Genomic DNA, 23,197 nt, shown 5'->3' with positions numbered 1-23,197 from the left:
TGATCATAAGTAAGATATTTGAAAAGAAACTGAAAGATAATTATGGGAAAAAACTGGACTAAGTGGGAAGTTATGGAGATTCAATTGTAAATCCTTTTCAGTATTTGAAAGGCAGACCGAACGAGAATCATGCTTAGTCTGCCATCTAATTTTACTAAGCTGTACTAGCTCAATCAGTTTGACCTGCCTATTCAGACTCGTTATCAAATAACTTACCTTGCAGGCGATCCAGTTCTTCCTTTCGAATACGCTTCACTACGCTGTAAATCCATTGAATAGAAACACCAAACTTGCGAGCCAGATCATGATGATTTTTACCGTTAAACTCGTTGAAAATCTCACGATCACGGAGGCTGACTTTCCAAACCATGCCCATAGGAAAATAGACATTTTGACCGCCCCAAACCTGCATCATATGGTTCGCAACAGCTTCACCAATTTGTTCAGCTAACGCAGGCTCAACATGGATTATTTCACTGACCGTGCAGGCTGTGTGCTGTGCCAGTTCTACCAGCAGTTCAGGACCTTTGCTACGAAAGTTATTCACATCATTCATATTTTTTCCTCGTGACACGGTTCCGCCACTTCTTCAGTTTTTCAATAATGCTGCTGGCTTGGCCTGAATCCAACCACTGTAAATCATCAATATCCGTTTCACGCTTAATCCAATGAGCTAAGGCTTGTTCAGAACTATTATGAACAATACCTATAGATGCTATTTCCAACCTCAATGTACGTATCTTCTTTGATTGGGGATGGCTATCTAATGGACGTGATGTTTTGGATTTCCTAGAGGATTTAATCTTAAAACCACGCTTTTTCATAGCTTCCAAAATGCGAGTTAACTGCGGGATATCCATTTCCCGCGTAGAGGCTTTTCTGGTTTCTGAAAGTAGCATCTGGCGATACGTATCTTCATCTAGTTTTAGATTACTACGTGCAATATGAATAAGCTGAATAAGTTTCTGTTTGGTCATCTTATTCATCCTCTGCTATGTACTCTCTAATTGAGTAAACCAAAATAGCCAGCATTAACTTGATACTACTGAACCTAGCTTTTTGGTATAAGACCGTTTTATCCATGAATGGTCTCCAGTGGCTGTAAATCCCATGTTGCCACAGATACACCGTATTGCTGACTACAATGTGGACAAACCAAGATTAAATCAATAACCCACTCACCAAACTCAGGAGTCTGGATAACCTTGGCTTGTTTTAGATTCATTTTTTCAACAGGTTGTTTGCAGTGATTACATGTTATTTTCATAAGTATGTTCCTTACTTAATTTTCTGTTCAAATAGGATAATTGAAAAATTTTCTTTTCCTGAATTAATTGATATTCCATTAATATCTTTTACAATAGCTTTATTTACATAATTGCGGGGTGTAGAAAGCGGATTTAGCTTTAAACAAAATTTTTATTTTTACCATATTTAATTACCTGTTACTTAATGAATGTATTTGTTAATACCAATATATTCACTTCTTTTCCTCAACAAAGAAACCTTGTTTTTCAAATAGATCGATAATGAAATGCCGGTATTAATATTTCCAAGACTTCCATTTCTCTGGTTATGGTATGTTACATCCTTGTTGTAACCAACTTGAAATTAATAAAACCAGAAATTAGTCGAATCCACCTTGCATATTTAATTTGTGATAAGGCAGTTTTAATATGAATATTGTCAATATTAATTGTTAAGTAGAGCTTTTTCTCATAATGATATCTTTAGCTAACACTGCGAATAATATTGGCATCAACCATAGATATCTCATTAATTGCAGCCATGTTCATCGCTGCAATAATCAAGTTTCCGATAGCTAATGGATATAATAAACTAACAATTTCTTTACCGCTATGCCGACTAAGACATAACCGGTCACGGATAGCACCAATAGCGCTATTATCTAAAATCTTGTTAGTCTTCATGCCTACGCGACCAAATTTAAAATCCAAAAATGTTTCCAGATAATCATTAAGAGGAAACAAATTAACAACTTCACAACGTTGCACTACTTCACGAACCTCTTGATTACGTTCAGATAGCTTCAATTCCAGTTCAGGCTGACCAATCAAAATGATCGATAACAGTTTTTTAAATCCATCTTCCAGTTCAAAGAATCGTTTAAGGTGTTTTAATGTCGGTAAAGGTAACGAGTGTGCTTCCTCTATTATTAACACATGTTGGTAGCCAGCCCGTGAACTGTCTTTCAATATCTTGTGCAACTGGCGGAAGCGTGCTTCAGGCGATCGTTTCAAGTTTTCCAATGGCGCTAAGGTATTCACAATAGCTTCAGCAATGTTTGATGCTTTCAAGGTCTTACCTTTTACATCATTGTCTTCCATTGCTAATACGTAGGGTTCAATAACAATAACGGGGGTATTTTCCCTGTTAATACGGTCAATAAGATCACGACGCAGTGTCGTTTTACCTGAACCCGATTCCCCTGATACTGCCAGAAAACCACCATAGCGGGCTGTTTGATACATGGCTTCCCGTACATAACGGCTATCTGGAGTCACAAAAACATCTTCAGCACTTTGAATTGCACTATCCTCAAATGGATCACGAAATAAACCAAAATGCTTTTTCGTGGCTGGAAATAACACTTGTTTTTTTAGTAACATGTTTTCCTCCTCAGAAATGAGGGTTGTATTTTTATTATCGGCATAGGTATCTAATTTATCGGTTGCTTGTACCACCTCAAAACTTTTTGCGGTATCAATACCTTTTCTTACCAAGAAATCAGTAATACGTTGACGAATTGCATCCACGTTCTGCCGTGGCCATATATTGTGATTAACAATTTGAGCCAACGCCGCCGCTGAAATTCCCGCAGCACTTGCTGCTGCACTTTGCGTTAACTGATGTGCCTGTAACTGCTGTTTAAACACCAGCATAATAATCCCTCGTTAAGCGACTATCTTTATTTCTGCATATGCTATTGGTAATAAGAGATAGCAACATCATTCCCTGGCAAAATATCCTGTATACTTCTTACGTTATAATGAGTTTCATGAAAACAAACTGGGTCACTTTTATAACTAAACCTCAGTTGTATTTTGAGTTGTCAGTGAAAACAGTGGATCATAAACTTTAATTGCCATTTTCTTTTCCTTAAATATACACAATGAAAAACTAATTACCGTTGATAATACTGCGTGCGACAGTTGCTGATTGCCCCATGAATTCATCAACCAACTCATCAATTTGATCTGTTGGAACACCATTAGGAAAGCGTTTGACTATTTTCTGATAAAACTCACCACACCATGTCTTGCCATGTGATTGGAACCGTTCACGTAAAATTTTGACAACATCAACGGGGTTCATAAGCTGTTCAATTCGTGGACTATGTACCGTAGAGGCTTGTCCACGTTTTGGCATATACGTTGGTGCATCATTACGTTCAATATCCAAATATGGATCAAACCGACCATTGAGGGGGAGTGTTTTCAATTTACGTGCTATTTCAGTTTCAGCCGTGCTGTTTGTCCCCATGATTTTCTGTTCAACTTCGGCTAAATTACGTTGTGCAATTGTTTGAGGAATGGCTTGGAATTCACTACCAATTACAGGTGCGCCGATGGCAAAGCCGTACTCATCTTTAGTGACTTCATTAACAAGATGGAAAGCATCAAAGCCATCTTCACCAGTAATGACTACCTGTGCCTCTTCGTCACGCCACGGATTGCGGGTGATCATGATTGAATCACCAACACTTACGCTAGGAATGGCACTGACGTCATACTCACGCCCCCTGAAAGATACTCGCAAGGTTGCCTGTACTTTACGGCTTTCTGGTGCGCCAATTGCCAATTCACGACAAACGTTAATGGCAGGCGCTTTTACTAACTGTTCTGCCGTGATTTTTAGCCAGCAATCTGTACGGGTTTGTCCATGCCGGCTATGTATTGCACTGCGGTTAAACTTCATACGCCATAGCCGTGCCAGACGGTTAAGCTCATCAATATCATCAACTTGTCGAAAGCGTAAACCGGACTCGAAATTGCGTTCAATGATGTCACGCGCTTTTTCAACAGAGCCTGTAGCACGGGCGTTACGGGCCTTGTGTTGTATCATTTGAATGCCTAGAGCCTTACACAAGTTGCGTAGTGTAGGTGCTGTCAAAGCTGAACCGGGGTCAGTAAATAAAATTTGGGGTACACCGTGTAATACATCTGCGTCACCGCGATCTTGCATTGCGTTAATTAATACAGAAGTAAAATTCTGACTGGTTTCACCGCCAAATAAGTATTCAACATATATCCAGCCACTTGTATGATCTGTTAATTCAAACGACCAGACACGATCATTAATAATACGAGCCAGATTTTTCGGCTTATTTTTATTAAATTCAGCCACAGGCATCATGCGTAACCCACTGTCAACTCCATTGTTTTTATTTGGATTTTTTAGGTAATACAGTACACAAATTGAGGCGTCTAATTCCCATACATGATTGGGATGCAGGCTAGCTAATTGTAGGCTGGGTGCAGACACTTTCAACTGTTCAGGATGAAGTTTGTACTGGCGCAATGCACGACTAATAGCGTCAATGGATAACGGAGAAAATTCGCCCGTTTCGGTATCAATATGGCCTGCATGAATCAGGCCGTTTGAACGCAGATCATTAACGGCCTGTTCGAGACTATATAACCGTTTCCCTGTATTACGAGTGGCCTCTATCAATATTCCTGAAATCAACGTTGCTTCTTCACGTGTTAGTGCACTATTGCCTGCATCAGAACGTTTCTTACGTGGTTTTTTGCTAAAAACTTCACCGAGTTTTTTAATCAACGTTGAACGTGACATACACAGCTCTTCACAAGCCGCCCGATATATTGCCTCTTTACCACCATGTCCGGCTTTATGTGCTGCCTGTACAATAGAAACTAATCGTTCGGTCATTGTGGTATTCATGTTATTGCCCTTATTCCTTCAGTTTCTTTTCAAGCATTTTTTCAATTCAGATTTATTCATGTGTCTCTTCCTTATCCATCCATTCTGGTCGTTTAAATCCTTCCTCTTCTGCCTCCGCACCTTCTTTAGCCCAATCAGGAACAATGCTGTGTTCTCTGTACTCAGGCAGATTAAAGTGATTACGCAGGCTACGAATTTTGACTTCAAGGTCATCAAGTACGCCTGCCATAAACCCAACATGGCTAATGTCGGTGCGTGTGGTATGACCATTAAGCGTTTCAAATCCATTGAAAAGATTGGTGATAGCGGCATCAACAGAAAAAGACAATGAATTAACCTCTTGTGTCAAAGCAGCACCTTCTTCTTCAGGTTTTTCATGATTAATTCGGCGCTGAAGTTTGTGCTGGATTGCAGATTTCTCCTCAATCAAATTGCTAACAAGTTCCTTTTTTTCCTGCACCGTCTGGCGTGAGATTTCCAGATCAGCGCGTGTATCACGCAGGGTCTTACGTAGTTCGCGGACAGACATGCGATCAATATCATCTAATGTCAAACCTGCTACAGTGCCACCTTCAGCCAATTCTGACAGTTCATCATCGTCTTCAAGCATCAATTCATACAGTTTGGAACGTCCTAAAAGCGAAAACGTTTTCGCTTTTGTTTCTAATCCAGGTGAAAGAAATTTGAGTGCAGCTTGTGCCATTTTTTGGGCAATTCGGGGTTCTAAACCGAGTTGATCCTTAACAATGTCAACAAACTCCCCATGAGGTTCATTCTCTTTAAGAATAATAAGGCGTTTCCCTGCTTCCAGCATCGCTTCAGCACTCTGAGCCATATAGAAACGGGTTTCGTGAACGATACGTTCACGTTCATACGGCAGACCATCTCCAAACTGTTCCATGATTTGCAGGCGGTGTGTTGTCATAGCGTTGAGATTGACCTGCAGATCGTCAGCAAGTTGAACATCTTCGGCTAGTTTTACTGATGTTGTATTTTTTGAGCGTGCCATTGTATGAATCTCTTGTTAATTAATTTCTGCTACCAGCCAAAACGCGCTGATTCATTTCTGTAATTTTGGCTTGGGTGTTAGCCATTTCATTTGAGAACGATTGTGCTATTTGCAGTAATTGCATACCGGGTGCATATCTGCCGCTACCCAGTTTTTGCGCCAGCCCTTCTTCTATTAATGTATTTAGTGCACGATTAATATTTGCAGGAGATTCCCCCAGTAATTCCGCTAATTCACCATTACTCATCCCAGACAAGGAATGACCACGTAGAGCCTTAAGAACCCGTAATATGCGCGTACCAGAACTGGAAACGTTAATTTTGCGCATGTCACACTCTCCCTTTTCAATATGTGATAATCTGTTACATAGAGTGATAAAATAGTTAGGCTAAATTTAAATGCCTAAACTTGGCGTTTTCAGACCTAGCTTTACAGCTATTTCATGGGCCTTTCCGTAATTAGCTTTGGATTGTCCATTAAGAACTCGGTATACAGCTTCACGGGAATACCCGTTCTCCTGTGCCCATTGGGTAATAGTGATGCCGTGTTGTTGAAAGCGGCGTTTAATTTTCTCGGGTGTCATGCTATGGCCTCCGGTAATGCAATGATGTTTGTACAATACGTGACATTATTGTCCCATTAATGGGACTTGTAAAGGGTTTTGGTGGCAAAAATGTCTCTTGGTGAGAGATTAAAAAAAGAGCGTGAGCGATTGGGGTTTAGTCAGTCTGATTTCGCGGAGATGGTTGGCGCATCAAGAAAATCACAGATAAGGTGGGAAAAAGATGAATCTGCACCAGGGGCTGACGCTATAAGCCTTTGGGCAAAAGCTGGTCTTGATGTGTTGTACCTGATCACAGGACAAGTTCAAAAGTCAGCCTCTACCGCCTACAAAAACAGTGAGATAGATGAAGAATTACTGGGAAAAATTGTTCATAAACTAGATTCGATGGCACGACAGGCTAATCGCCGCTGGACGCCCGATGAACTCGTCCTGCAATCATCAAAAATATATAACTTTTTAATTAAAGAGTCGGCTGTCGATGACAGTAGAATTGATAGAGTATTAAAACTGGTTGTTAATCATTAAAGAAATAAAGGACTTGCATGAACAGAAGAGATGAAGAATTACAAACATTAGCAGAACAAGTTTTTGATAGCCTTAAACAACTTCCCCAAGATGGACAGGAACGACAGATAACCATCAGCGTTGGTGGTAATAATCATGGCTCTATTCATGTAGGTTCAGTCGTCAATATTAACCCCGTACCATCTCGCTCGCGTGAGCTTCATGAAAGGGATAGTCGGGAGTTACTTGCTATAAAACGAGAATTACTTATAAAAAATAAAGATGCTAAATGGCGTTATTACATCAATACACCTTGCTTGCTATTACTTAGCCTCGTGCTTATAGCATTCACGTTTGCCCTATGGAACGCTTATATGATGTTTTTTGGTGGAGGATCTACTAATGTATTGGTAGTTAATAATAAGACATTGATAATCTTTATCTCTTGGACCGTACTGATGATGCTTTGTGGAAAAAAAATGGACAAGAACAGGAAGATAGAAAATAGGATAATAGGTGAAAATCAGAATGTTATTGATACCATAGACGTAATCTTGCGACGTAGAAATTCTTAAAAATATAGTTATTTTTTATTTTATATAAGGGTATGAGCTGTGAGTAAGTTATTAATTCCCACAATATTTATTTTGGCGGGGTGTGGTGATGGAACAAAAAATAGCGTTCAGATTGAGTCTGAAAAAGCTCCAGCTCCTGTGTTCTCAATAGCAACAGATGATCCCACTATCAATCAATTATTGCCAACTATTAGAAAAATGTGCCCAGGATTGGATAAATACTCTGAGCAATTTACTGACATCACAGTTTACGAAAACAGTTATCCTTCACGCACAACTATCAAATTTCATATTGATGAAAATGCCAAACTGCCCAATGATTATATAGCTAATGGAAATAATTGTTTTCTTGATATAGAAGATAACGAAACAGTTTTATCTATAGCTAAATCAGCTTGCCAATCTGTTTGTTTAGATCAACAGAATCTACCTGGTGGAACGTTGAAATTGAAACTTTAGAAACAAATAGGGTATTTATGTCTACTACAAACATAGAAAAGTTTAATGAAATTGTAGGTATTATATTTGGGAAATTATATAAGTCATTTCCTTTAAAGATAGAGCTTTTATCCACAGAGATAATCGGTGAACCCCTTCAATATTCTGATGGAACATACTCTGACGAACTTTGTACTACAGTAGAAGATCATAGATTTTTTCTGGATACAGTGGATTGGCTCATGACGAATGGTTATTTGGCAGGGACTATGAGCTCTGAAGGTTGTCATAGAGCCGTATTAACCGCTGAGGGTTTAGAAGTTCTCAAAGTAATCCCTGATAGCTTAAAAACCCCATTAGGTGATCGTATTAAGGAAACATTGAAGACTGAAAGTAAAGAAGCATTAAGGTCTTTAGTTAGCCAAACTCTCGGAATAGGTTTACAGTTTGTATCCCGTTCTATTGGTTTAGGTTAAAGATAAAAAAAATGGCAAAGCAAATATATTGCCTTGCCATTCTCGGTTATTAGAAATTACAAATGATTAGTTCTTTACTCTGTTTAACTTTCCCCGTAACTTTCAAGTTGTAACCGATATTAACTGCTTGCATTGTCAGCCCTTTGAACGCCTTGCGCATTTCTGGAATATCGTTCACCGAAATCACCATTTTCCCTCGGATGGTATGTGCTAATTCTGCTAATAGATCATAGTTCTCAAGCCCGAACTCTATGCCATATCCCTCTGTACCCCAATATGGAGGATCACAATAAAACAGTGTATGCGGTCTGTCGTACCGCTGGATGCATTGTGCCCAGTTCATATTTTCAATGATCGTTCTTGCCAGTCGCAGATGAGCCATTGATAGCTCTTCTTCTATTCTGAGTAAATTAAATCGCGGGGGGCTGGTGGTGGAAGTACCGAAAGTATGTTCAGCAACCTTACCGCCAAATGCCTGCTTTTGGAGATAATAGAAACGCGCTGCTCTCTGAATATCGGTTAGCGTTTCTTCGGGGGTAATCTGCAACCATTTATAAATTTGGCGGCTGACCAATGCCCATTTAAATTGCCGGACAAACTCTTCCAAGTGATGTTTTATCACGCGATAAAGATTCACCAACTCACCATTAATATCATTAATCACTTCACATTTGCTCGGTACTTTTAGGAAATACAGTGCAGCAGCACCACAGAACGGTTCGACATAACAGGTATGCTCAGGAAATAACGGTAAAATATGTTTTGCTAATCGGCGTTTACCACCAATCCACGGAACGATAGGTAAAGATTGTTCTTTCATTATCCGTAAGCCTTTTCCATTAGCTGAAAATGAGTTAGGCTTTCCCGGTCATCAATAATCAATAGCGGAAAGAGCCTCGGTTGGCTCACAGTGCATGCCTATGAGTTGATAGCCTACCCAGTGTTCGAGCGTTAGGCTGGTCGCTCTTATCCTGTCTTTTACTTTTCTGATGCGCTCTTAACGCCCTTTAAAATCCTTTTCCCGATAAATTGGCAAAACTGTTTCCATCAACAACTACGGAGACAGTTCAGTGAAAACTTTCAAATCGTTTGTATCACTTATCAAAAAATTACGCCTCGGTGGCTGGTTGTTAACAGCTGTTCTATTGCTGATCACTATCGGTTTAGTTTCCCCTCAACAAGTCCCTGTCGTGATCTACAAATTATCACTTATTGCTCTGGCTGTTGTCTTGGGGTACTGGCTAGACCGCAGTTTATTCCCGAAAGCAAGGCCCGGTCAGTATCTGAAACATGATGAGATACTCATGAAAGAAGGAAAATATCCCGTTCAGACTGGCTACCATGTGGTGTTTGCTGCCGTTCTGATACGCCGTGCACTGATTGTTGCCGCCACCTGTCTGAGCGTAGCTACAGGGTTGTGATTATGAATTGGCGGCAGATTATCAGAATTGTACTGTTGTGGTGTGGCGGAATGATCAGCTCAGCATTGGCTGACGAACCACCACACCGTTCGCAGCAATACCGCAATGACTTAATACGTGCTTCTCGTGTGATCTGGGGATTGAATGCACCTGTAACTGATTTTGCCGCTCAGTTGCATCAGGAGAGTGACTGGAAATCACGAGCTATTTCTCCTGTTGGTGCTTAGGGTATGGCCCAGTTTATGCCCACAACAGCAGATTGGATTAGTCAACGTATTCCTGAATTATCCAATAAAGATCCCTTCAACCCAATCTGGTCTATACAGGCAATGGTTCACTATGACCATTGGCTATGGCAACGCATTAAAGCTGCCGATAAGTGCCAAAGAATGGCGATGGTGCTGTCTTCCTATAACGGAGGCTTAGGCTGGTTACTACGGGATAAGAAGAAAACCGAGGCAGTTGGTCTCAATCCGTGGATCTGGTTCGGTCATGTTGAATCTCAGAATGCTGGCCGTAGAGCGTCAGCATGGAAAGAAAATCGACATTATTCCAAACACATATTACTGGAACTCGCACCTCGTTATTTAACTTGGGGAGGTACCAGCTGTGCCAATTAAATTGTGGACTAAACCTGGTGTATTGATTTTGTCGCTAATCTGCATGTTCGCTTTAGCTCACTGGAGAGGTCATACCACGGGCTTTCAGAAAGCAACGGAGACAGGAAACAGCGCATTAGCACAGCAGAAAGCCGAATTTCTTTTGCTGGAAAAGCAACGGGCAGAACGGGAATTGACTGTACTCAATGCCTTGCATCAACGTTACCAAATGCAGGTCCACTCAGCGCATCAGGCAGCAGCCAATTATCTCAACGATATTGAACAACTCCGCACTCAGAACCAACAACTGAAGAGGAAAATTGGCCATGTTACCCAGAGTTGGATGGATGAAAAACAACAGTTTCATCCTGTTAATTGTGTGTTTACTCGTGGCTTCGTGCAGCAATACAACGCCGCCCTCGGCCTGTCCAGTGCACAAACTCGCTCTGCCTCCGTTACCTCCGGCGCTGATGAAACGTCCCGTGGAAATGAAAGCTCTGATGCCCAACTACGGCCATCCGGTATCACGCAACGAGATATCCTCGCCAATATCATCGACAACGGGGAACAGTGTCTTGCATTGAAAGCTCAGGTTAATGGCTTGCTGGATTACATCGAAGGATTACAACAATGACATTACAGATTGAATTTTGGGCTGCCGTAGGTTTTCTGCTCTCTTTCCTCGGTTTCATTTTTGGCATCGCAAAGTGGTTATTCAGCAAGGCCGAAGAGCGGCAGGAGGAAAGACACGCCTCGTTAGAGCAAGCGCTTAAAAATTCCGTAGACAATTGGTCTCAGCTCGAACGTGAGTTTATGCAGTTTAAGGCTGACTTGCCGCTGAATTACGTGCGCCGTGAAGATTATATTCGTGGTCAAACAGTAATTGAAGCCAAGCTGGATGCGCTTTACAGCAAATTAGAGATGGTGCAGCAGCACCGAATTGCCGGAGGTAAAAATGATTGATGTTGCTCGTGTTCGTCGTGAATCATTGCGCTGGAGTCTGTTGGTCGCACTGAATAAAACCCGCCCATATACCGCCAGTGAAACTCTGTTATTGGATATATCTCGCGCGATTTATCCTGACGTCACTGCATTGGAATTACGGAAGGAGTTAGATTATCTGGCAGACCGTAAATTAATTGACCTCAATAAACAGCCATCGGGTAGTTGGTTTGCTGACTTAACTCGTATTGGTGTTGATGTTGTTGAATATACGGTCGCATGTGGCCTTGGTATTGCTCGTCCTGAAAAGTACTGGAGTGAATAATGGCGCGTCGAAGCACAATCGATAAACTCCCTGAAGACGTTCGGCGCTGGTTGGAACGAGCGTTGACTGAATCAGGGTTTAGTGGATACCAAGAACTCGAAACCTTGCTGCGTGATCAAGGTTATGTAATCAGTAAGTCCGCTATTCACCGTTATGGACAAAAAATAGAAAAGCGATACGGTGCAATACGGGCGGCAACAGAAGCAGCACGGATGCTTACAGAAGGTGCCGTGGATGATCAAGATGCACGTTCTGAGGCTGTGATTGCTTTAATTCAGACTGAACTTTTTGAAAGTATTATTCAACTTCAGGAAGCTGAAGACGGAGAAGTTGCGCCAAAAGAGCGCGTCACACTGCTTTCAAAGGTGGCAAAAAATGTAGCTACACTCTCTCGCGCTAGTGTGAATCTGAAAAAATTCCAATCTGAAGTCCGGGCACGGACTGAAGCTGCTGCAAGTAATGCAGAGAAAATTGCACGCAAAGGTGGATTATCTGCCGAAGCAGTTGCTGCATTACGTCGGGAAATATTGGGAATTGCTACATGAGTCAGCTTGCACCTGTTCTGCCAGATACTTCCTCAATAGCAGCACCTGTCGTCTTATTGCCATACCAGCAACGATGGGTGGCTGATTCGTCTCCTTTTAAAGTCAATGAGAAGAGTCGTCGAACGGGAATTACTTGGGCTGAAGCGTCAGATAATGTACTCCTCGCTGCATCTTCTGCCGCCGCGGGTGGTATGAGTGTGTATTACATCGCCTATAACCAAGATATGACCATTGAATATATTCAAGCCTGTGCAATGTGGGCTCGTGTTTTCAACTATGCGGCCAGTGAAATTGAAGAAGGGTTCTGGGAAGAAGACGAAGATGATAAGCACATCAAAACTTTCACTATCAAATTTCCAGACTCTGGATTCCGTGTAGTGGCGCTTTCTAGCCGTCCGTCTAACTTGCGTGGCCGTCAGGGGATCATTGTCATTGATGAAGCTGCTTTCCACGAACAGCTCGATGAATTACTGAAAGCGGCACTAGCCATGCTTATCTGGGGCGGCAAAGTGCGAGTGATCTCTACCCATAACGGAGACAGCAACTTGTTTAATGAGTTGCTGAACGATATCCGGGCAGGACGCAGGGACGGTGTTATCCACCGTATTACCTTTAAGGAGGCTGTAGCTGAAGGACTATTTCACCGTGTCTGTTTACGTACCAGACGTGAATGGTCACAAGAGGCTGAACAACGGTGGATGATGTCGGTGTACAAGTTCTACGGAGCTGGGGCATCAGAAGAATTGGACTGTATTCCTGCTAATGGTGGCGGAGTCTGGTTGTCCCGCGCTTTGATTGAATCTCGGATGTCTCCCGATACGCCAGTGCTGCGACTGACTTGCCCGAAAGGATATGAGCTTAAATCCGATGAAATACGCCGCACAGATACCGAAGAGTGGCTAAAAGCCAACCTGAAGCCGTTGCTAGATGCATTACCTTCTGATGCTCGTTCATTTCTGGGACGCGATTTTGGCCGCAGTAGCGATTTGTCCGTGGATTATCCATTGCTACAACAAAAAAATCTGGTACGCAGAGTACCGTTCGTGTTGGAACTGCGCAACGTGCCATTCAAACAACAGGAGCAAATTACTTGGTATCTAATGGATGGACTTCCTAATTTGCTGGGTGCAGCCTTTGATGCCCGTGGTAACGGTGCTTATCTGGCCGAGTATGCCATGCAAAAATATGGTGCCAGCCGTGTGCAGCAAGTCATGCCCACCGAAGGTTGGTACCGTGACAATATGCCCCCGGTGAAGGCTGCGCTGGAAGACGGCAATCTGGAGGCGCTGCCAAAGGATGAAGACACTTTGGATGATCTGAGGGCAGTACAGGTCATTAACGGTGTTCCCCGTGTACCTGATCAGCGCTCAAAAGCAAAAGCGGATGGAGGCAAGCGCCACGGTGATGCAGCGATAGCCCTTGCTCTGGCGTACTTCGCCAGCCGTGAAATTAACAAAGGTCCGGTGAAGGCAAGTTCCCGCCGACGCCGTCAGTCTGCACGTATGCTGGAGGGATACTAATGTCTCGTGGTATCTGGGTTTCACCAACAGAATTTATTAACTTTTCCGAATCAAAGCAGTCGTTCACTGAACAGATTGCATCGCGTAGCCGTTCCATTGACTTCTACAGTCTGGGGACATATCTACCTAACCCTGATCCTATTCTCAAAGCTCAAGGGCGGGATATTCGTATCTATCGTGAATTACGTACTGATCCTTTGGTTGGTGGATGTATTCGCCGCCGCAAGGCCGGAGTGAAAGCACTAGAACGTGGTGTAGAACGTAGTAATGCCCCTGTGCGAGTCTTTAACTTTATTCGTGACATGCTTGCGGATTTGGATATGTCACGCATCATTGGCGAAATGCATGAAGCGGTTCTGTACGGTTATCAGCCTTGTGAATTGATGTGGAGTCAGCATCAATCATGGTCAGTGACGGATATCGTTAGCAAGCCACCTGACTGGTTCCACTATGACCGTGATAACCAACTGCGTTTTCGTGCTCGTGATGCAGGCGTTGAGGGAGAACGGGTTCCTCTCTATAAATTTGTAACGCCACGTCAAGACGCCACTTATGACAACCCTTACGGATTTCCAGACTTATCAATGTGCTTCTGGCCCGTTACCTTTAAGAAAGGCGGCATGAAGTTTTGGGTACGCTTTGCCGAGAAGTATGGTTCACCGTGGGTAATTGGAAAGCATCCACGAGGTACGCCACAAAGTGAAATTGATCTGTTATTGGATTCGATGGAAGCAATGATTGATGATGCAGTTGCCGCCATTCCTGATGATTCCTCCGTTGAGATTAAAGAGGCAGCAGGTAAATCAGACAGCAGTGATATTTATCAGAACTTAATTACCGTTGCTCGCAGTGAGATCTCCATCGCGTTACTGGGACAAAACCAAACGACCGAAGCAAACAGCAATAAAGCCTCTGCACAAGCAGGATTGGAGGTAACGGATGATATTCGTGATGCTGATGTTGACGTTATCACCAGCGCCATTAATCAGGCTATACGCTGGGTCGTAGAATTGAACTTCGGTAACGTTGAATGTCCGGTCTATCGTCTTTGGGAACAGCGGTCGGTTGATGAAACACAGGCTAATCGTGACGTTAAGTTGAGTCAGGCTGGTGTCAAATTTACTCCTCAATACTGGAAACGCGAATATCAATTGCAGGATGGGGATATTGATGAAACAACCCTGTCAACCACGCCTATTCCACCACTCCCACTGGCGTTTTCTGAAGCTGTTAACGCAGATTTAGCAGCACAGGACACCTTAGATGAAGCGTTGGATATTTTGATGAATGAAGGATCATTGAATGAATCGTTGAAATCTCTACTGGCTCCTTTGTTCCATCGTGTTCAAAACGGTGCTAATCCCAGCGATCTTATAGGAGAGTTAGCCGAGTTTTATCCACAAATGGACGCAGATGGCTTGCAAGAGCGGCTAGCGCGGGTTTTGTTTGTGTCTAACATTTGGGGGCGCTTGCATGAGCATAACCACGCCTGAACTGGCGTATTGCATGACATTACCTCCCAAGCGAGCCATTGGTTATCTGCAATCTAAGGGCTACAAGATAACCTGGGATTGGGAAGAACTTTGGCAAGAGACTCATTCCCATGCATTCACGGTGGCGAAAGTCACGCGTCTGGATATTCTGGAAGATATTCGCCAGGCGCTACAGCAGGCACTGGATGAAGGCAAGACTGATCGTTGGTTTCGTCAGGAGCTGGAGCCAACATTAAGACGTAAGGGGTGGTGGGGAACGAAAGAAACCGATGACCCCGTTACAGGGGAACGTGTCACTGTTCAGCAAGGTAGCCCGTGGCGTCTTGATACTATCTTTCGTACCAACATGTCAGTGCTGTACAGTGCAGGCCGTTGGACCGAACAAATGGAAAATGTTGATGACCGACCGTACTGGATGTATACAGGGATCAACGATAACCATACACGCAAGGGCCATCTTGCATTGCACGGTTTGGTATTTCGCTTTGACGACCCATTTTGGCAAGCTTTCTATCCTCCTAATGGTTGGCGTTGCCGTTGCAGTGTGATTGCTCTCAGTCATGATGACGTTCGTGTCAGAGGGATGAAAGTTATGAATTCAGGTAAAGCAATGGGCTGGGAGTTGAAATTGGTTTCACAAAAAACAGGTGAGATGCAGCCCGTTGCTACATTCAACACAGGTATAACAAAAGTGGCGACTGATGTAGGTTGGTCATATTCGCCGGGGGCAGCATATCGTCCCGATTTGACCAGATATCAGGGAGAGCTCTCTGGACTGGCCCGCTGCGAACTGAGAGGACAGAATGAGTAATCTTACTATCACCATTAATGATGAAGACCTAAGACGTGGATTACGGGCATTAGAATTGGCTGCTAATGATCTGACACCTGCCATGCGTAAAATTGCTGGGACATTGTCAGCAGAAACCGCCTTTAACTTTGAAGCTGAAGGGCGCCCGGCATGGATACCCTCTGTAGCTGCAAAGGAACATGGTGGTCAAACGTTGCAAAAAACTGCTCGTTTGATGAGTTCAGTCAGTACCCGCTATGATCCCCATACGGCAGTTGTCGGTACAAACTTAGTCTACGGGCGTATTCATCAATTGGGAGGTAAAACTGGCCGCAATCAATCTTTATTGCTACCAGCCCGGCCTTATCTGCCCGTAACAGAACAAGGCGAATTATCACCAGATGCAGCAAGAGCTGTATTAAGCACCATTCAACGACATCTTGAATCAGCGGCGCATCGTTAAACTTTCCCTCCCATGCGGGTGATTTATCATTGTCATTCGTAAGAGACTTTATAAAGCGTTTACAGACTCAAATTTTCGATATCTAATTGCATGCAGTTCCACTTTCTTATTTCCTTCCCAAATCTTTTCTAAAGCAGATTAAAAGTCGTTTTTTCTGATTGTGGAGAAACTGCCTCTATTAACGTAATAGAGGCAGTGAAATGAAGTCACTTCACATTTTCAAATCCGGTACACATACCGATATGAATGGCAAACAATTACCGTTCAGCTCCGCAGATTTGCAAGCTTGTGCAAAGGTTTATGACTCATCGTTGCATGAAGCACCGATTGTGATTGGTCATCCAAAAGACAATTTACCCGCCTATGGTTGGGTTAAATCGCTGACGTCTTCCAGTGATGACTTGATTGCAGAGCCTCAACAGGTTGATGTTCAGTTCGCTGAACTGGTCAATGCAGGCCGCTATAAAAAAATTTCTGCTTCTTTCTATTTACCTGATTCCCCAAACAACCCTAAACCCGGCGTGCTCTATTTGCGTCATGTCGGCTTTTTGGGCGCGCAGCCACCCGCCATTAAAGGACTGAAACAGGTTGAATTCAGCGAGCAAGAACATGGTGTCGTGGAGTTCTCTGATTGGAGTGACATCACCAACGCTTCACTTTGGGGGCGTCTGCGAGAATTTTTGATCCGTAAATTCGGTATGGACGAAGCAGACAAAGCGCTTCCTTCTTGGCAGGTGGATTCATTACGTGAAGAAGCTTATAGCACGACTCAGTCTGCTCTTGCCTTTCATGAACCCAATAACACACATCAACGTGAGGAAAACATCGTGACAAATGAAGAAAAAAAGGCGCTCAAAGATGAAAACACCCGCCTGAAAGAACAGCTTGTTGCCCGTGATGCTGCCGACGCAAAGCGCAAACAAACTGAGCAACAGGCCGGAAACGTGGCATTTGCCGAAAAGCTGGTCGCAGACGGCAAATTGGCGCCTGCTGCCCAATCTGTCGTGGTCGCCTTGCTGGACGCTGTAACTCAAGGAAATTCCCCTGTCGAGTTTGCTGAAGGTGATGTGAAAAAGCCACTGGCTACCGCGTTTAAAGATCTGCTGAGTTCTGCCCAGCCGGTTATTGATTTTGGCGAACATGCAACAAAAGACCGGGTTGACCAAAACACGTCATCAGATATTGCTGAGTTTTCTGATGCAGATCCTGAGCGTCTGGCGCTGCATCAAAAAGCCGTCGCTCTGGCGAAGAAAGAAGGTATCAGTTACGACGTAGCCGTTGCCCGCTGTCTGTAACACTGCGACCGTAACTATTAAGGAGAGATAAATGTCTGATTATTTGAAAGGCAAACGTATTGTTGACCCTGTGCTAACCAGTGTTGCACGTGGTTATAAAAATGCGGCATTCATTGGCGAACATCTTTTCCCTGTCGTCGAAATGGAGAAAGAAGGTGCTAGTGTGCCGACATTTGGTAAAAGTGCTTTTGTGGAATATGACACCAAGCGTGCTGTTGGTGCCAACAGTAACGTTTTGATCCGTGAGAAAGGTTCTTCGTTAGATATCGTGCTCAACGAGCATGATCTAGCTACACCTGTTGATTATCGCGAGAAATCAGAATCTTTATTTAATGAAGAAGCAAAGGCAATCCGTCGTTCCACCAATGGCGTGAATCTCAAACGCGAACTGTATGCAGCTCGATTGGCACAAGACCCTGCGGTTTACCTCAGTGACTCAGTGAAGAGTCTGACAGTTAATGAACGTTGGGTTGGCGGCAAAGGTAGTCCAATCAAAGTCATTGAAGCTGGAATTGATGTTGTTCGTACTGCCATTGGTGTACGTCCAAACCTCATGACTATGGGGGCTAGCGTGATGTCACTGTTGAAGTTTCATCCTGAAATTCAGGCAGCTATTGGAGCCAACGAACGTAAACGTATCACAATAGAAATACTCAAAGATCTTTTCCAAATCCAGAACGTTGTCGTTGGTGAACCAGTTTCTACCCCAAGCATTAAAGAAAATCCCGTTGATATCTGGGCTGATAATTTGATGTTGCATTACGTATCACTTCCGCAGGCAGGAGCAGAAAGCGCCGATGAGTATGAGCCTTCATTTGGTTATATGTTTCGCCGCAAAGGAATGCCTGTAGCGGATAAATATCCGGGTGTTGGCGGCAAGGTGAATTACTGCCGTTATACCGATATTTATAAAGTTGCGGTTGTTGGAGGTGATGCTGGCTATCTGATTACCAATATTGTGAAGTAAGAGGAACAATCATGGCAGTAACACAACAACCCGTATTGACCACGACCATCATCGCCACGGCTAATATCGTACAGCATCGTTTGGTGGGTGCCGATAATGCCCCTTGTCAGGCTGGAGCCGTTGCACTTGGTATAGCGGAAATGGATGCGAAAGCAGGTGATGCTATTCCAGTCAATGTCTTGGGTATTATTGCTGTTGAAGCAGGTGGGCCAATAGCTCGTGGGCAAGTCGTACAGTCGGATAAGAATGCTTGCGCAGTACCACTAAGTTCTGCGGAGAATGCTGCCGGAACATCTATCGGATTTGCGCTGGATGAGGCCACGGCTGCTGGCAATGTTATTCGCATCTTACGTGGTGTATGACATGTATTGCTCATTGGCAGATCTGCAAGGACAGATACCAACGCAATCATTGATATGGCTGTCTAACGAAGAGCCTAATGCCCAGACGATCAATGAAACTGTGGTTAACAGTGTCATTCGCTATGCCGATGAACTTATTGATGCCCATTTACGCGGGCGTTACATCCTGCCTCTGGCGGAGGTTCCCACGGTATTACGCGATGCTGCTATTACGTTAACACGCTATCGGTTGTATGCCCGCCGTCCAGAAGGCTCTGTTCCTGAAGCCGTGATAGATGATTACAAAATTGTTTTGCGCCAACTGGCTGACATTCGTGATGCCAAACTGACACTGGGCCTGCTTTCCACAGGAAAAGATGCTCCTGAGCCGGGAGAGTTTCGTGTTCGAGCGCGTCATCCCACCTTTGGGGGAAGTCAAGGGATGTTGGAGAAATACTAATGGATGTTTCGCCGATCATTGATGCCATCGTCATGAGGCTAAAAGAAAAGCTACCTAGCTTACAGGTGGAGTATTTCCCTGAAAAGCCGACTGAATTCAGGCTGAACCATCCCGTGGGAGCCATTTTAATCAGCTATCCCGGCTCTCGCTTTGATAAGCCTGAAGATGTTGGGGCAGTATTGCAGACACAAACTGTCATGCTCAATGCCACTATCGTTTTTCGTCAACTTAATGGACGTCACGGAGCCGTTGCCACACTGGATGATGTACGCCGGGTTCTCGGTGGATTCCAACCACCGAACTGCCAACGTAAATGTTGGCTGGTACGGGATACATTTCTCGGTGAGATAGCTGGCTTGTGGCAATACACGCTGGATTTTGCGACTGAAAGTGTATTTATCGAAGATAGTGAGTCACCGGATGGCCCGCCGTTAGCCCAAATCAATTATGAGGAAACTAAACAATGAAATACCTCTATACAGGCCCAGCAAGCGGCGTCACTTTAGCTGATGGCACAGAAGTCTTGCTCTGGTCAGAAAAAACTGTTGATTTACCGGAACAGCATGATTATGTGAAGACATTGATCGCGCTGCAATATCTTCATCCACTGTCAGAACAGCAAAAAAGTATCCTGAAGAAAAAAGAAAAGTCTGAGGGGGCCACTGATGGCCACTAATTATTTACATGGCGTCGAAACTATCGAAGTCGAACAAGGCTCCCGTCCGGTCAAGACAGTGAAATCCGCCGTGATCGGCTTAATTGGTACTGCACCGATAGGGCCAGTAAACGCAGTGACACTTTGTCTGTCAGAAAAAGATACAGCTCAATTTGGTGCTCAAATGAATGGTTTTACCATCCCACAAGCACTGGATGCTATTTATGATCATGGTGCGGGTACTGTGCTGGTCATTAATGTTCTTGATCCTGAAATACATAAAGCCAATGTTGCCAGTGAAAGCATTATCTTTGATAAAACCACAGGAACAGCAAAACTGGCTAACCCCGTGGTCAGTAATGTCTTGCTAAAAGCCAACTCTGATAGTGCGCCTTATATAGAAGGACAAGATTATTCTCTGGATGTTCAAACAGGTAGGCTCAAGAACATCGGTAAAAACATCATTGCTGGTACAACCGTAATGGCCAGTTATGACTTTACCGATCCCACGTTGGTAACACCCGCTGACATTATTGGCAGCATCAGTGCAGCGGGTAACCGTACAGGTATGAAGTTGCTGAATGATACTTATAACCTGTATGGATTCTTTGCCAAGATCTTGCTGGCTCCTGTTTACTGTACCCAGCTAAGTGTGGCGACAGAACTGATTGCCCTTGCAACTAAATTGGGTGCCATGACTTATATTGATGCCCCGATAGGTACCACTTTTGCTCAGGCTATCAGTGGCCGAGGCCCGTCTGGCACAATCAATTTTAATACCAGTTCTGATCGTGTCCGACTGTGTTACCCACACGTCAAAGTCTATGATTCAGAAAGCAATAGCGAGCGCTTGGAACCATTGTCATCTCGTGCAGCAGGGCTGCGTGCCAAGATTGATGCAGACAAAGGTTTTTGGTGGTCATCCTCCAATCAAGAAATTAGGGGGATCACCGGGATTGAGCGTCAGCTATCCGCCATGATTGACGATCCACAAAGTGAAGTGAACCAGCTCAATGAACAAGGGATTACTACAGTGTTCAATAATTATGGCTCTGGTTTGCGCTTATGGGGCAACCGTACCGCCGCGTGGCCAACTGTGACACACATGCGTAACTTCGAGAACGTGCGCAGAACAGGAGACGTGATTAATGAATCCCTGCGTTACTTCAGTCAGCAATATATTGATATGCCGATCACGCCGGCTCTGGTAGATGCCCTGACAGAATCTGTGAATGCCTATGGTCGTAAATTGATTGCCGATGGTGCTTTGTTGGGATTCAAATGTTGGTTTGACCCTACACGTAATGAAGAAACTGAGCTGACTGCTGGCCATCTGTTATTCAGCTATAAATATACACCACCGCCACCATTGGAACGGCTGACATTCGAAACTGAGATTACCTCTGAATATTTGCTGAATTTAAAGGGGAATAGTTAATGGCTGGGAAAATTGAAATTAACCGTATTACTAACGCCAACATTTATATTGACGGCAATAACCTGCTGGGACGGGCGGAAGAAGTGAAACTGCCAGACGTTTCCATGACTATGCAGGAGCATAAGGCGTTGGGGATGGTCGGTAAGGTGGAATTACCGGCAGGTTTCGATAAGCTGGAAGGCGAGATCAAATGGAACAGTTTCTACCGTGACGCTATGTTATCTGCTGCCAATCCCTATAAATCTCTGGCATTGCAGTGCCGTTCCAGCGTCCAGAAATTCAGTTCACAGGGGCGCATTGATGAAGTGCCATTGGTGACGTATCTGACCATCTTATTTAAGAAAAATCCGCTGGGCACATTTAAACAACATGAAAATGCTGATTTTTCCAGTAGCTTTACCAGTACCTATATTAAGCAGGTACTGGATGGGGAGGAGCTGTTAGAATTGGATTATCTGGCCAATATCTTCCGTGTTGGCGGCGTTGATCAATTGACCGATTATCGCATCAATATCGGAGGTTAAACTAAATAATGACGGTAGAATTAGTGGATAAAGACCAGAATATTCCCAGTCTTGGATTACCTAATGGTACATGGTTTGCTGTCTTAAACATTCCAGGTGTGGAGACTTTGTTTTCTACTCAGAAAACCAATGATCCTATTGACTGCTCTCGTTCCAAAGCCAGAAAGCTCGCCGACTTGATTGATAGGTGGATTCCACCGGAAGGTTGGTTTTCCGATATCGGTGCAGAGAAAGGGAAAGAATATCTGATAGATTTTTTCTGTAACTGTAAAGGCTTTCGCACTCACTAATGACAGGGGCATCAGCCCCTTTCTTCTTTAATCCCCTTTAATATCTCCGTTTCCATACATGAATGAGACTGAATGAAACTTACAGAGGAGTATCATCATGTCAACTACGACTTACCATCTTCAATTTCCCTATACCACGGCTGCTGGCGTTCGCATTGAAGAGCTCCAGCTATCACGTTTGAGAGTTAAAGATATCAAAGCTGTCCGGCGAGCCAGCGAAAACCCTGCTGACTGGGATGATATTTTGTTAGCGCGTTCTACAGGGTTGTTACCGGAAGATATCGAACAGATGGATGTCGCTGATTATCTGGCATTGCAGCAACGATTTCAGCAAGTCATCGGATTGGATCAGGGAAATAAAAACAGTGTGGCAAGCATCAGCGATGTTAGCACGATGGTTCCGGTTCCAGCCGAGCGAGATTGATAATCTGGCACTGGATGAATTTGAATGTTGGCTGGATGAGGCCAACACCCAAATCAAACGCGAGAATGGAGACGGTTAATTGATGCAGACAAATATTGTCAATAATAGTGTCTGGAATACTGGAAGTGAATTTTCCATTTTATTTCCCATTTAATGAGAGCTTAATTCGTGTCAGCAAAATTTTCCATTGGTGTCATTATTGGTGGGGCCAT

Annotated in this window: 33 protein-coding genes and 1 pseudogene; 25 read left to right on the top strand and 9 right to left on the bottom strand. The window is 43.8% G+C overall.

From position 1 onward, the window contains the following. Positions 1–187 precede the first annotated feature (187 nt). The 8 genes from ACGF5R_RS20970 to ACGF5R_RS20935 form a co-directional block, all read right to left on the bottom strand. Positions 188–556, bottom strand: coding sequence for a Mor transcription activator family protein (locus ACGF5R_RS20970; RefSeq protein WP_036843675.1), 369 nt, complete (start codon positions 554–556; stop codon positions 188–190). After that, positions 549–977 (bottom strand): gp16 family protein, encoded by a 429-nt coding sequence (locus ACGF5R_RS20965; RefSeq protein WP_387692545.1) that lies wholly within the window; start codon positions 975–977, stop codon positions 549–551. Before ACGF5R_RS20965 ends, ACGF5R_RS20970 begins: the two co-directional genes overlap by 8 nt. A gap of 98 nt (positions 978–1,075) precedes the next feature. Next, positions 1,076–1,267: a hypothetical protein gene (locus tag ACGF5R_RS20960; RefSeq protein ID WP_387692543.1), complete on the bottom strand. Its 192-nt coding sequence runs from the start codon at positions 1,265–1,267 to the stop codon at positions 1,076–1,078. A 463-nt stretch (positions 1,268–1,730) separates the two neighbouring features. Further along, entirely contained in the window at positions 1,731–2,903 is a 1,173-nt protein-coding gene (locus tag ACGF5R_RS20955; protein WP_387692541.1) for an ExeA family protein, read from the bottom strand. Positions 2,904–3,141: 238 nt separating this feature from the next. Further along, positions 3,142–4,926 (bottom strand): integrase, encoded by a 1,785-nt coding sequence (locus tag ACGF5R_RS20950; RefSeq protein ID WP_387692539.1) that lies wholly within the window; start codon positions 4,924–4,926, stop codon positions 3,142–3,144. A gap of 52 nt (positions 4,927–4,978) precedes the next feature. Then, a complete protein-coding gene (locus tag ACGF5R_RS20945; RefSeq protein WP_387692537.1) occupies positions 4,979–5,935 on the bottom strand; it encodes a DUF3102 domain-containing protein in 957 nt (318 codons plus the stop codon). 19 nt (positions 5,936–5,954) lie between these two features. Continuing rightward, positions 5,955–6,263: a helix-turn-helix domain-containing protein gene (locus tag ACGF5R_RS20940; RefSeq protein WP_036843667.1), complete on the bottom strand. Its 309-nt coding sequence runs from the start codon at positions 6,261–6,263 to the stop codon at positions 5,955–5,957. A 66-nt stretch (positions 6,264–6,329) separates the two neighbouring features. Continuing rightward, positions 6,330–6,518, bottom strand: coding sequence for a DNA-binding protein (locus tag ACGF5R_RS20935; protein ID WP_387692535.1), 189 nt, complete (start codon positions 6,516–6,518; stop codon positions 6,330–6,332). Positions 6,519–6,608: 90 nt separating this feature from the next. On the opposite strand from ACGF5R_RS20935, the gene ACGF5R_RS20930 reads away from it, so the two are divergent. The 4 genes from ACGF5R_RS20930 to ACGF5R_RS20915 are packed head-to-tail and all read left to right on the top strand — an operon-like array spanning position 6,609 to position 8,493. Next, a complete protein-coding gene (locus ACGF5R_RS20930; RefSeq protein WP_132354379.1) occupies positions 6,609–7,025 on the top strand; it encodes a helix-turn-helix domain-containing protein in 417 nt (138 codons plus the stop codon). Positions 7,026–7,042: 17 nt separating this feature from the next. Beyond that, entirely contained in the window at positions 7,043–7,579 is a 537-nt protein-coding gene (locus ACGF5R_RS20925) for a hypothetical protein (RefSeq protein ID WP_387692533.1), read from the top strand. Positions 7,580–7,618: 39 nt separating this feature from the next. Further along, positions 7,619–8,038, top strand: coding sequence for a hypothetical protein (locus ACGF5R_RS20920; RefSeq protein ID WP_387692531.1), 420 nt, complete (start codon positions 7,619–7,621; stop codon positions 8,036–8,038). A gap of 17 nt (positions 8,039–8,055) precedes the next feature. Then, on the top strand, positions 8,056–8,493 hold the full coding sequence (locus ACGF5R_RS20915; protein WP_387692529.1) for a hypothetical protein: 438 nt from the start codon (positions 8,056–8,058) through the stop codon (positions 8,491–8,493). Between the two features lie 49 nt (positions 8,494–8,542). On the opposite strand, the gene ACGF5R_RS20910 is transcribed toward ACGF5R_RS20915, so the two are convergent. Then, entirely contained in the window at positions 8,543–9,313 is a 771-nt protein-coding gene (locus tag ACGF5R_RS20910) for a DNA adenine methylase (protein WP_112879742.1), read from the bottom strand. Between the two features lie 250 nt (positions 9,314–9,563). Here ACGF5R_RS20910 and ACGF5R_RS20905 point away from each other — a divergent pair, with 250 nt between their 5' ends. From ACGF5R_RS20905 to ACGF5R_RS20805, 21 genes and pseudogenes are all read left to right on the top strand, one after another. Then, on the top strand, positions 9,564–9,914 hold the full coding sequence (locus ACGF5R_RS20905; RefSeq protein ID WP_112879741.1) for a putative holin: 351 nt from the start codon (positions 9,564–9,566) through the stop codon (positions 9,912–9,914). A 2-nt stretch (positions 9,915–9,916) separates the two neighbouring features. Beyond that, positions 9,917–10,534, top strand: a pseudogene (locus ACGF5R_RS20900) (transglycosylase SLT domain-containing protein). Then, on the top strand, positions 10,524–11,147 hold the full coding sequence (locus ACGF5R_RS20895) for a hypothetical protein (RefSeq protein ID WP_112879740.1): 624 nt from the start codon (positions 10,524–10,526) through the stop codon (positions 11,145–11,147). The pseudogene ACGF5R_RS20900 and the gene ACGF5R_RS20895 overlap by 11 nt, the downstream one beginning before the upstream one ends. Next, positions 11,144–11,476 (top strand): hypothetical protein, encoded by a 333-nt coding sequence (locus ACGF5R_RS20890; protein ID WP_088371073.1) that lies wholly within the window; start codon positions 11,144–11,146, stop codon positions 11,474–11,476. The genes ACGF5R_RS20895 and ACGF5R_RS20890 overlap by 4 nt, the downstream gene beginning before the upstream one ends. Continuing rightward, complete coding sequence (locus ACGF5R_RS20885; RefSeq protein ID WP_112879739.1) at positions 11,469–11,780, top strand: hypothetical protein; 312 nt, start codon at positions 11,469–11,471, stop codon at positions 11,778–11,780. Before ACGF5R_RS20890 ends, ACGF5R_RS20885 begins: the two co-directional genes overlap by 8 nt. Beyond that, on the top strand, positions 11,780–12,325 hold the full coding sequence (locus ACGF5R_RS20880; RefSeq protein ID WP_112879738.1) for a DUF3486 family protein: 546 nt from the start codon (positions 11,780–11,782) through the stop codon (positions 12,323–12,325). The genes ACGF5R_RS20885 and ACGF5R_RS20880 overlap by 1 nt, the downstream gene beginning before the upstream one ends. Further along, positions 12,322–13,845, top strand: coding sequence for a hypothetical protein (locus tag ACGF5R_RS20875; RefSeq protein WP_387692527.1), 1,524 nt, complete (start codon positions 12,322–12,324; stop codon positions 13,843–13,845). The genes ACGF5R_RS20880 and ACGF5R_RS20875 overlap by 4 nt, the downstream gene beginning before the upstream one ends. Next, a complete protein-coding gene (locus ACGF5R_RS20870; protein WP_387692525.1) occupies positions 13,845–15,338 on the top strand; it encodes a DUF935 domain-containing protein in 1,494 nt (497 codons plus the stop codon). The genes ACGF5R_RS20875 and ACGF5R_RS20870 overlap by 1 nt, the downstream gene beginning before the upstream one ends. Next, positions 15,319–16,149 (top strand): phage minor head protein, encoded by an 831-nt coding sequence (locus ACGF5R_RS20865; RefSeq protein ID WP_387692523.1) that lies wholly within the window; start codon positions 15,319–15,321, stop codon positions 16,147–16,149. The genes ACGF5R_RS20870 and ACGF5R_RS20865 overlap by 20 nt, the downstream gene beginning before the upstream one ends. Then, positions 16,142–16,591, top strand: coding sequence for a phage virion morphogenesis protein (locus ACGF5R_RS20860; RefSeq protein ID WP_387692521.1), 450 nt, complete (start codon positions 16,142–16,144; stop codon positions 16,589–16,591). The genes ACGF5R_RS20865 and ACGF5R_RS20860 overlap by 8 nt, the downstream gene beginning before the upstream one ends. Positions 16,592–16,791: 200 nt before the next feature. Continuing rightward, positions 16,792–17,886, top strand: coding sequence for a peptidase (locus ACGF5R_RS20855; RefSeq protein ID WP_387692519.1), 1,095 nt, complete (start codon positions 16,792–16,794; stop codon positions 17,884–17,886). A 31-nt stretch (positions 17,887–17,917) separates the two neighbouring features. Then, positions 17,918–18,853: a hypothetical protein gene (locus ACGF5R_RS20850; protein ID WP_036843639.1), complete on the top strand. Its 936-nt coding sequence runs from the start codon at positions 17,918–17,920 to the stop codon at positions 18,851–18,853. Between the two features lie 11 nt (positions 18,854–18,864). Next, on the top strand, positions 18,865–19,215 hold the full coding sequence (locus tag ACGF5R_RS20845; RefSeq protein WP_036843636.1) for a DUF2190 family protein: 351 nt from the start codon (positions 18,865–18,867) through the stop codon (positions 19,213–19,215). Between the two features lies 1 nt (position 19,216). Further along, a complete protein-coding gene (locus ACGF5R_RS20840; protein WP_036843634.1) occupies positions 19,217–19,654 on the top strand; it encodes a gp436 family protein in 438 nt (145 codons plus the stop codon). Beyond that, positions 19,654–20,121: a Gp37 family protein gene (locus tag ACGF5R_RS20835; RefSeq protein WP_112878814.1), complete on the top strand. Its 468-nt coding sequence runs from the start codon at positions 19,654–19,656 to the stop codon at positions 20,119–20,121. The genes ACGF5R_RS20840 and ACGF5R_RS20835 overlap by 1 nt, the downstream gene beginning before the upstream one ends. Continuing rightward, positions 20,118–20,330, top strand: a complete 213-nt coding sequence (locus ACGF5R_RS20830) for a hypothetical protein (RefSeq protein WP_036843630.1) — start codon at positions 20,118–20,120, stop codon at positions 20,328–20,330. Before ACGF5R_RS20835 ends, ACGF5R_RS20830 begins: the two co-directional genes overlap by 4 nt. After that, positions 20,320–21,747 (top strand): phage tail sheath subtilisin-like domain-containing protein, encoded by a 1,428-nt coding sequence (locus ACGF5R_RS20825; protein WP_387692516.1) that lies wholly within the window; start codon positions 20,320–20,322, stop codon positions 21,745–21,747. The genes ACGF5R_RS20830 and ACGF5R_RS20825 overlap by 11 nt, the downstream gene beginning before the upstream one ends. Then, positions 21,747–22,271 (top strand): phage major tail tube protein, encoded by a 525-nt coding sequence (locus tag ACGF5R_RS20820; protein ID WP_387692514.1) that lies wholly within the window; start codon positions 21,747–21,749, stop codon positions 22,269–22,271. Before ACGF5R_RS20825 ends, ACGF5R_RS20820 begins: the two co-directional genes overlap by 1 nt. A gap of 8 nt (positions 22,272–22,279) precedes the next feature. Next, the gene (locus ACGF5R_RS20815) at positions 22,280–22,561 is read left to right on the top strand and encodes a hypothetical protein (protein ID WP_036843625.1); all 282 of its coding nucleotides are present in this window, start codon (positions 22,280–22,282) and stop codon (positions 22,559–22,561) included. A 97-nt stretch (positions 22,562–22,658) separates the two neighbouring features. Continuing rightward, positions 22,659–22,985 carry a phage tail assembly protein gene (locus ACGF5R_RS20810; RefSeq protein WP_036843623.1) on the top strand — a complete coding sequence of 109 codons (327 nt, stop codon included), beginning with the start codon at positions 22,659–22,661 and terminating at the stop codon, positions 22,983–22,985. After that, on the top strand, positions 22,945–23,064 hold the full coding sequence (locus tag ACGF5R_RS20805) for a GpE family phage tail protein (RefSeq protein WP_110742787.1): 120 nt from the start codon (positions 22,945–22,947) through the stop codon (positions 23,062–23,064). Before ACGF5R_RS20810 ends, ACGF5R_RS20805 begins: the two co-directional genes overlap by 41 nt. Positions 23,065–23,197 lie beyond the last annotated feature (133 nt).

The sequence above is a fragment of the Photorhabdus sp. RM71S genome (genome assembly GCF_042879355.1).
Classification (GTDB): Bacteria; Pseudomonadota; Gammaproteobacteria; order Enterobacterales; family Enterobacteriaceae; genus Photorhabdus; species Photorhabdus kayaii.
The sequence above is the reverse complement of the archived record's forward strand: the minus strand, read 5'-3'. Positions and strand labels throughout refer to the sequence as shown.

Bases quoted from the DNA above. Each gene is read 5' to 3' on its own strand.
- ACGF5R_RS20830 (WP_036843630.1), top strand. From the start codon at position 20,118: ATGAAATACCTCTATACAGGCCCAGCAAGCGGCGTCACTTTAGCTGAT.
- ACGF5R_RS20955 (WP_387692541.1), bottom strand. From the start codon at position 2,903: ATGCTGGTGTTTAAACAGCAGTTACAGGCACATCAGTTAACGCAAAGT.
- ACGF5R_RS20835 (WP_112878814.1), top strand. From the start codon at position 19,654: ATGGATGTTTCGCCGATCATTGATGCCATCGTCATGAGGCTAAAAGAA.
- ACGF5R_RS20870 (WP_387692525.1), top strand. From the start codon at position 13,845: ATGTCTCGTGGTATCTGGGTTTCACCAACAGAATTTATTAACTTTTCC.
- ACGF5R_RS20875 (WP_387692527.1), top strand. From the start codon at position 12,322: ATGAGTCAGCTTGCACCTGTTCTGCCAGATACTTCCTCAATAGCAGCA.
- ACGF5R_RS20930 (WP_132354379.1), top strand. From the start codon at position 6,609: ATGTCTCTTGGTGAGAGATTAAAAAAAGAGCGTGAGCGATTGGGGTTT.
- ACGF5R_RS20860 (WP_387692521.1), top strand. From the start codon at position 16,142: ATGAGTAATCTTACTATCACCATTAATGATGAAGACCTAAGACGTGGA.
- ACGF5R_RS20965 (WP_387692545.1), bottom strand. From the start codon at position 977: ATGACCAAACAGAAACTTATTCAGCTTATTCATATTGCACGTAGTAAT.
- ACGF5R_RS20820 (WP_387692514.1), top strand. From the start codon at position 21,747: ATGGCTGGGAAAATTGAAATTAACCGTATTACTAACGCCAACATTTAT.
- ACGF5R_RS20855 (WP_387692519.1), top strand. From the start codon at position 16,792: ATGAAGTCACTTCACATTTTCAAATCCGGTACACATACCGATATGAAT.
- ACGF5R_RS20850 (WP_036843639.1), top strand. From the start codon at position 17,918: ATGTCTGATTATTTGAAAGGCAAACGTATTGTTGACCCTGTGCTAACC.
- ACGF5R_RS20940 (WP_036843667.1), bottom strand. From the start codon at position 6,263: ATGCGCAAAATTAACGTTTCCAGTTCTGGTACGCGCATATTACGGGTT.
- ACGF5R_RS20915 (WP_387692529.1), top strand. From the start codon at position 8,056: ATGTCTACTACAAACATAGAAAAGTTTAATGAAATTGTAGGTATTATA.
- ACGF5R_RS20805 (WP_110742787.1), top strand. From the start codon at position 22,945: ATGTTAGCACGATGGTTCCGGTTCCAGCCGAGCGAGATTGATAATCTG.
- ACGF5R_RS20960 (WP_387692543.1), bottom strand. From the start codon at position 1,267: ATGAAAATAACATGTAATCACTGCAAACAACCTGTTGAAAAAATGAAT.
- ACGF5R_RS20935 (WP_387692535.1), bottom strand. From the start codon at position 6,518: ATGACACCCGAGAAAATTAAACGCCGCTTTCAACAACACGGCATCACT.
- ACGF5R_RS20885 (WP_112879739.1), top strand. From the start codon at position 11,469: ATGATTGATGTTGCTCGTGTTCGTCGTGAATCATTGCGCTGGAGTCTG.
- ACGF5R_RS20815 (WP_036843625.1), top strand. From the start codon at position 22,280: ATGACGGTAGAATTAGTGGATAAAGACCAGAATATTCCCAGTCTTGGA.
- ACGF5R_RS20890 (WP_088371073.1), top strand. From the start codon at position 11,144: ATGACATTACAGATTGAATTTTGGGCTGCCGTAGGTTTTCTGCTCTCT.
- ACGF5R_RS20840 (WP_036843634.1), top strand. From the start codon at position 19,217: ATGTATTGCTCATTGGCAGATCTGCAAGGACAGATACCAACGCAATCA.
- ACGF5R_RS20945 (WP_387692537.1), bottom strand. From the start codon at position 5,935: ATGGCACGCTCAAAAAATACAACATCAGTAAAACTAGCCGAAGATGTT.
- ACGF5R_RS20845 (WP_036843636.1), top strand. From the start codon at position 18,865: ATGGCAGTAACACAACAACCCGTATTGACCACGACCATCATCGCCACG.
- ACGF5R_RS20910 (WP_112879742.1), bottom strand. From the start codon at position 9,313: ATGAAAGAACAATCTTTACCTATCGTTCCGTGGATTGGTGGTAAACGC.
- ACGF5R_RS20865 (WP_387692523.1), top strand. From the start codon at position 15,319: ATGAGCATAACCACGCCTGAACTGGCGTATTGCATGACATTACCTCCC.
- ACGF5R_RS20880 (WP_112879738.1), top strand. From the start codon at position 11,780: ATGGCGCGTCGAAGCACAATCGATAAACTCCCTGAAGACGTTCGGCGC.
- ACGF5R_RS20825 (WP_387692516.1), top strand. From the start codon at position 20,320: ATGGCCACTAATTATTTACATGGCGTCGAAACTATCGAAGTCGAACAA.
- ACGF5R_RS20925 (WP_387692533.1), top strand. From the start codon at position 7,043: ATGAACAGAAGAGATGAAGAATTACAAACATTAGCAGAACAAGTTTTT.
- ACGF5R_RS20950 (WP_387692539.1), bottom strand. From the start codon at position 4,926: ATGAATACCACAATGACCGAACGATTAGTTTCTATTGTACAGGCAGCA.
- ACGF5R_RS20810 (WP_036843623.1), top strand. From the start codon at position 22,659: ATGTCAACTACGACTTACCATCTTCAATTTCCCTATACCACGGCTGCT.
- ACGF5R_RS20970 (WP_036843675.1), bottom strand. From the start codon at position 556: ATGAATGATGTGAATAACTTTCGTAGCAAAGGTCCTGAACTGCTGGTA.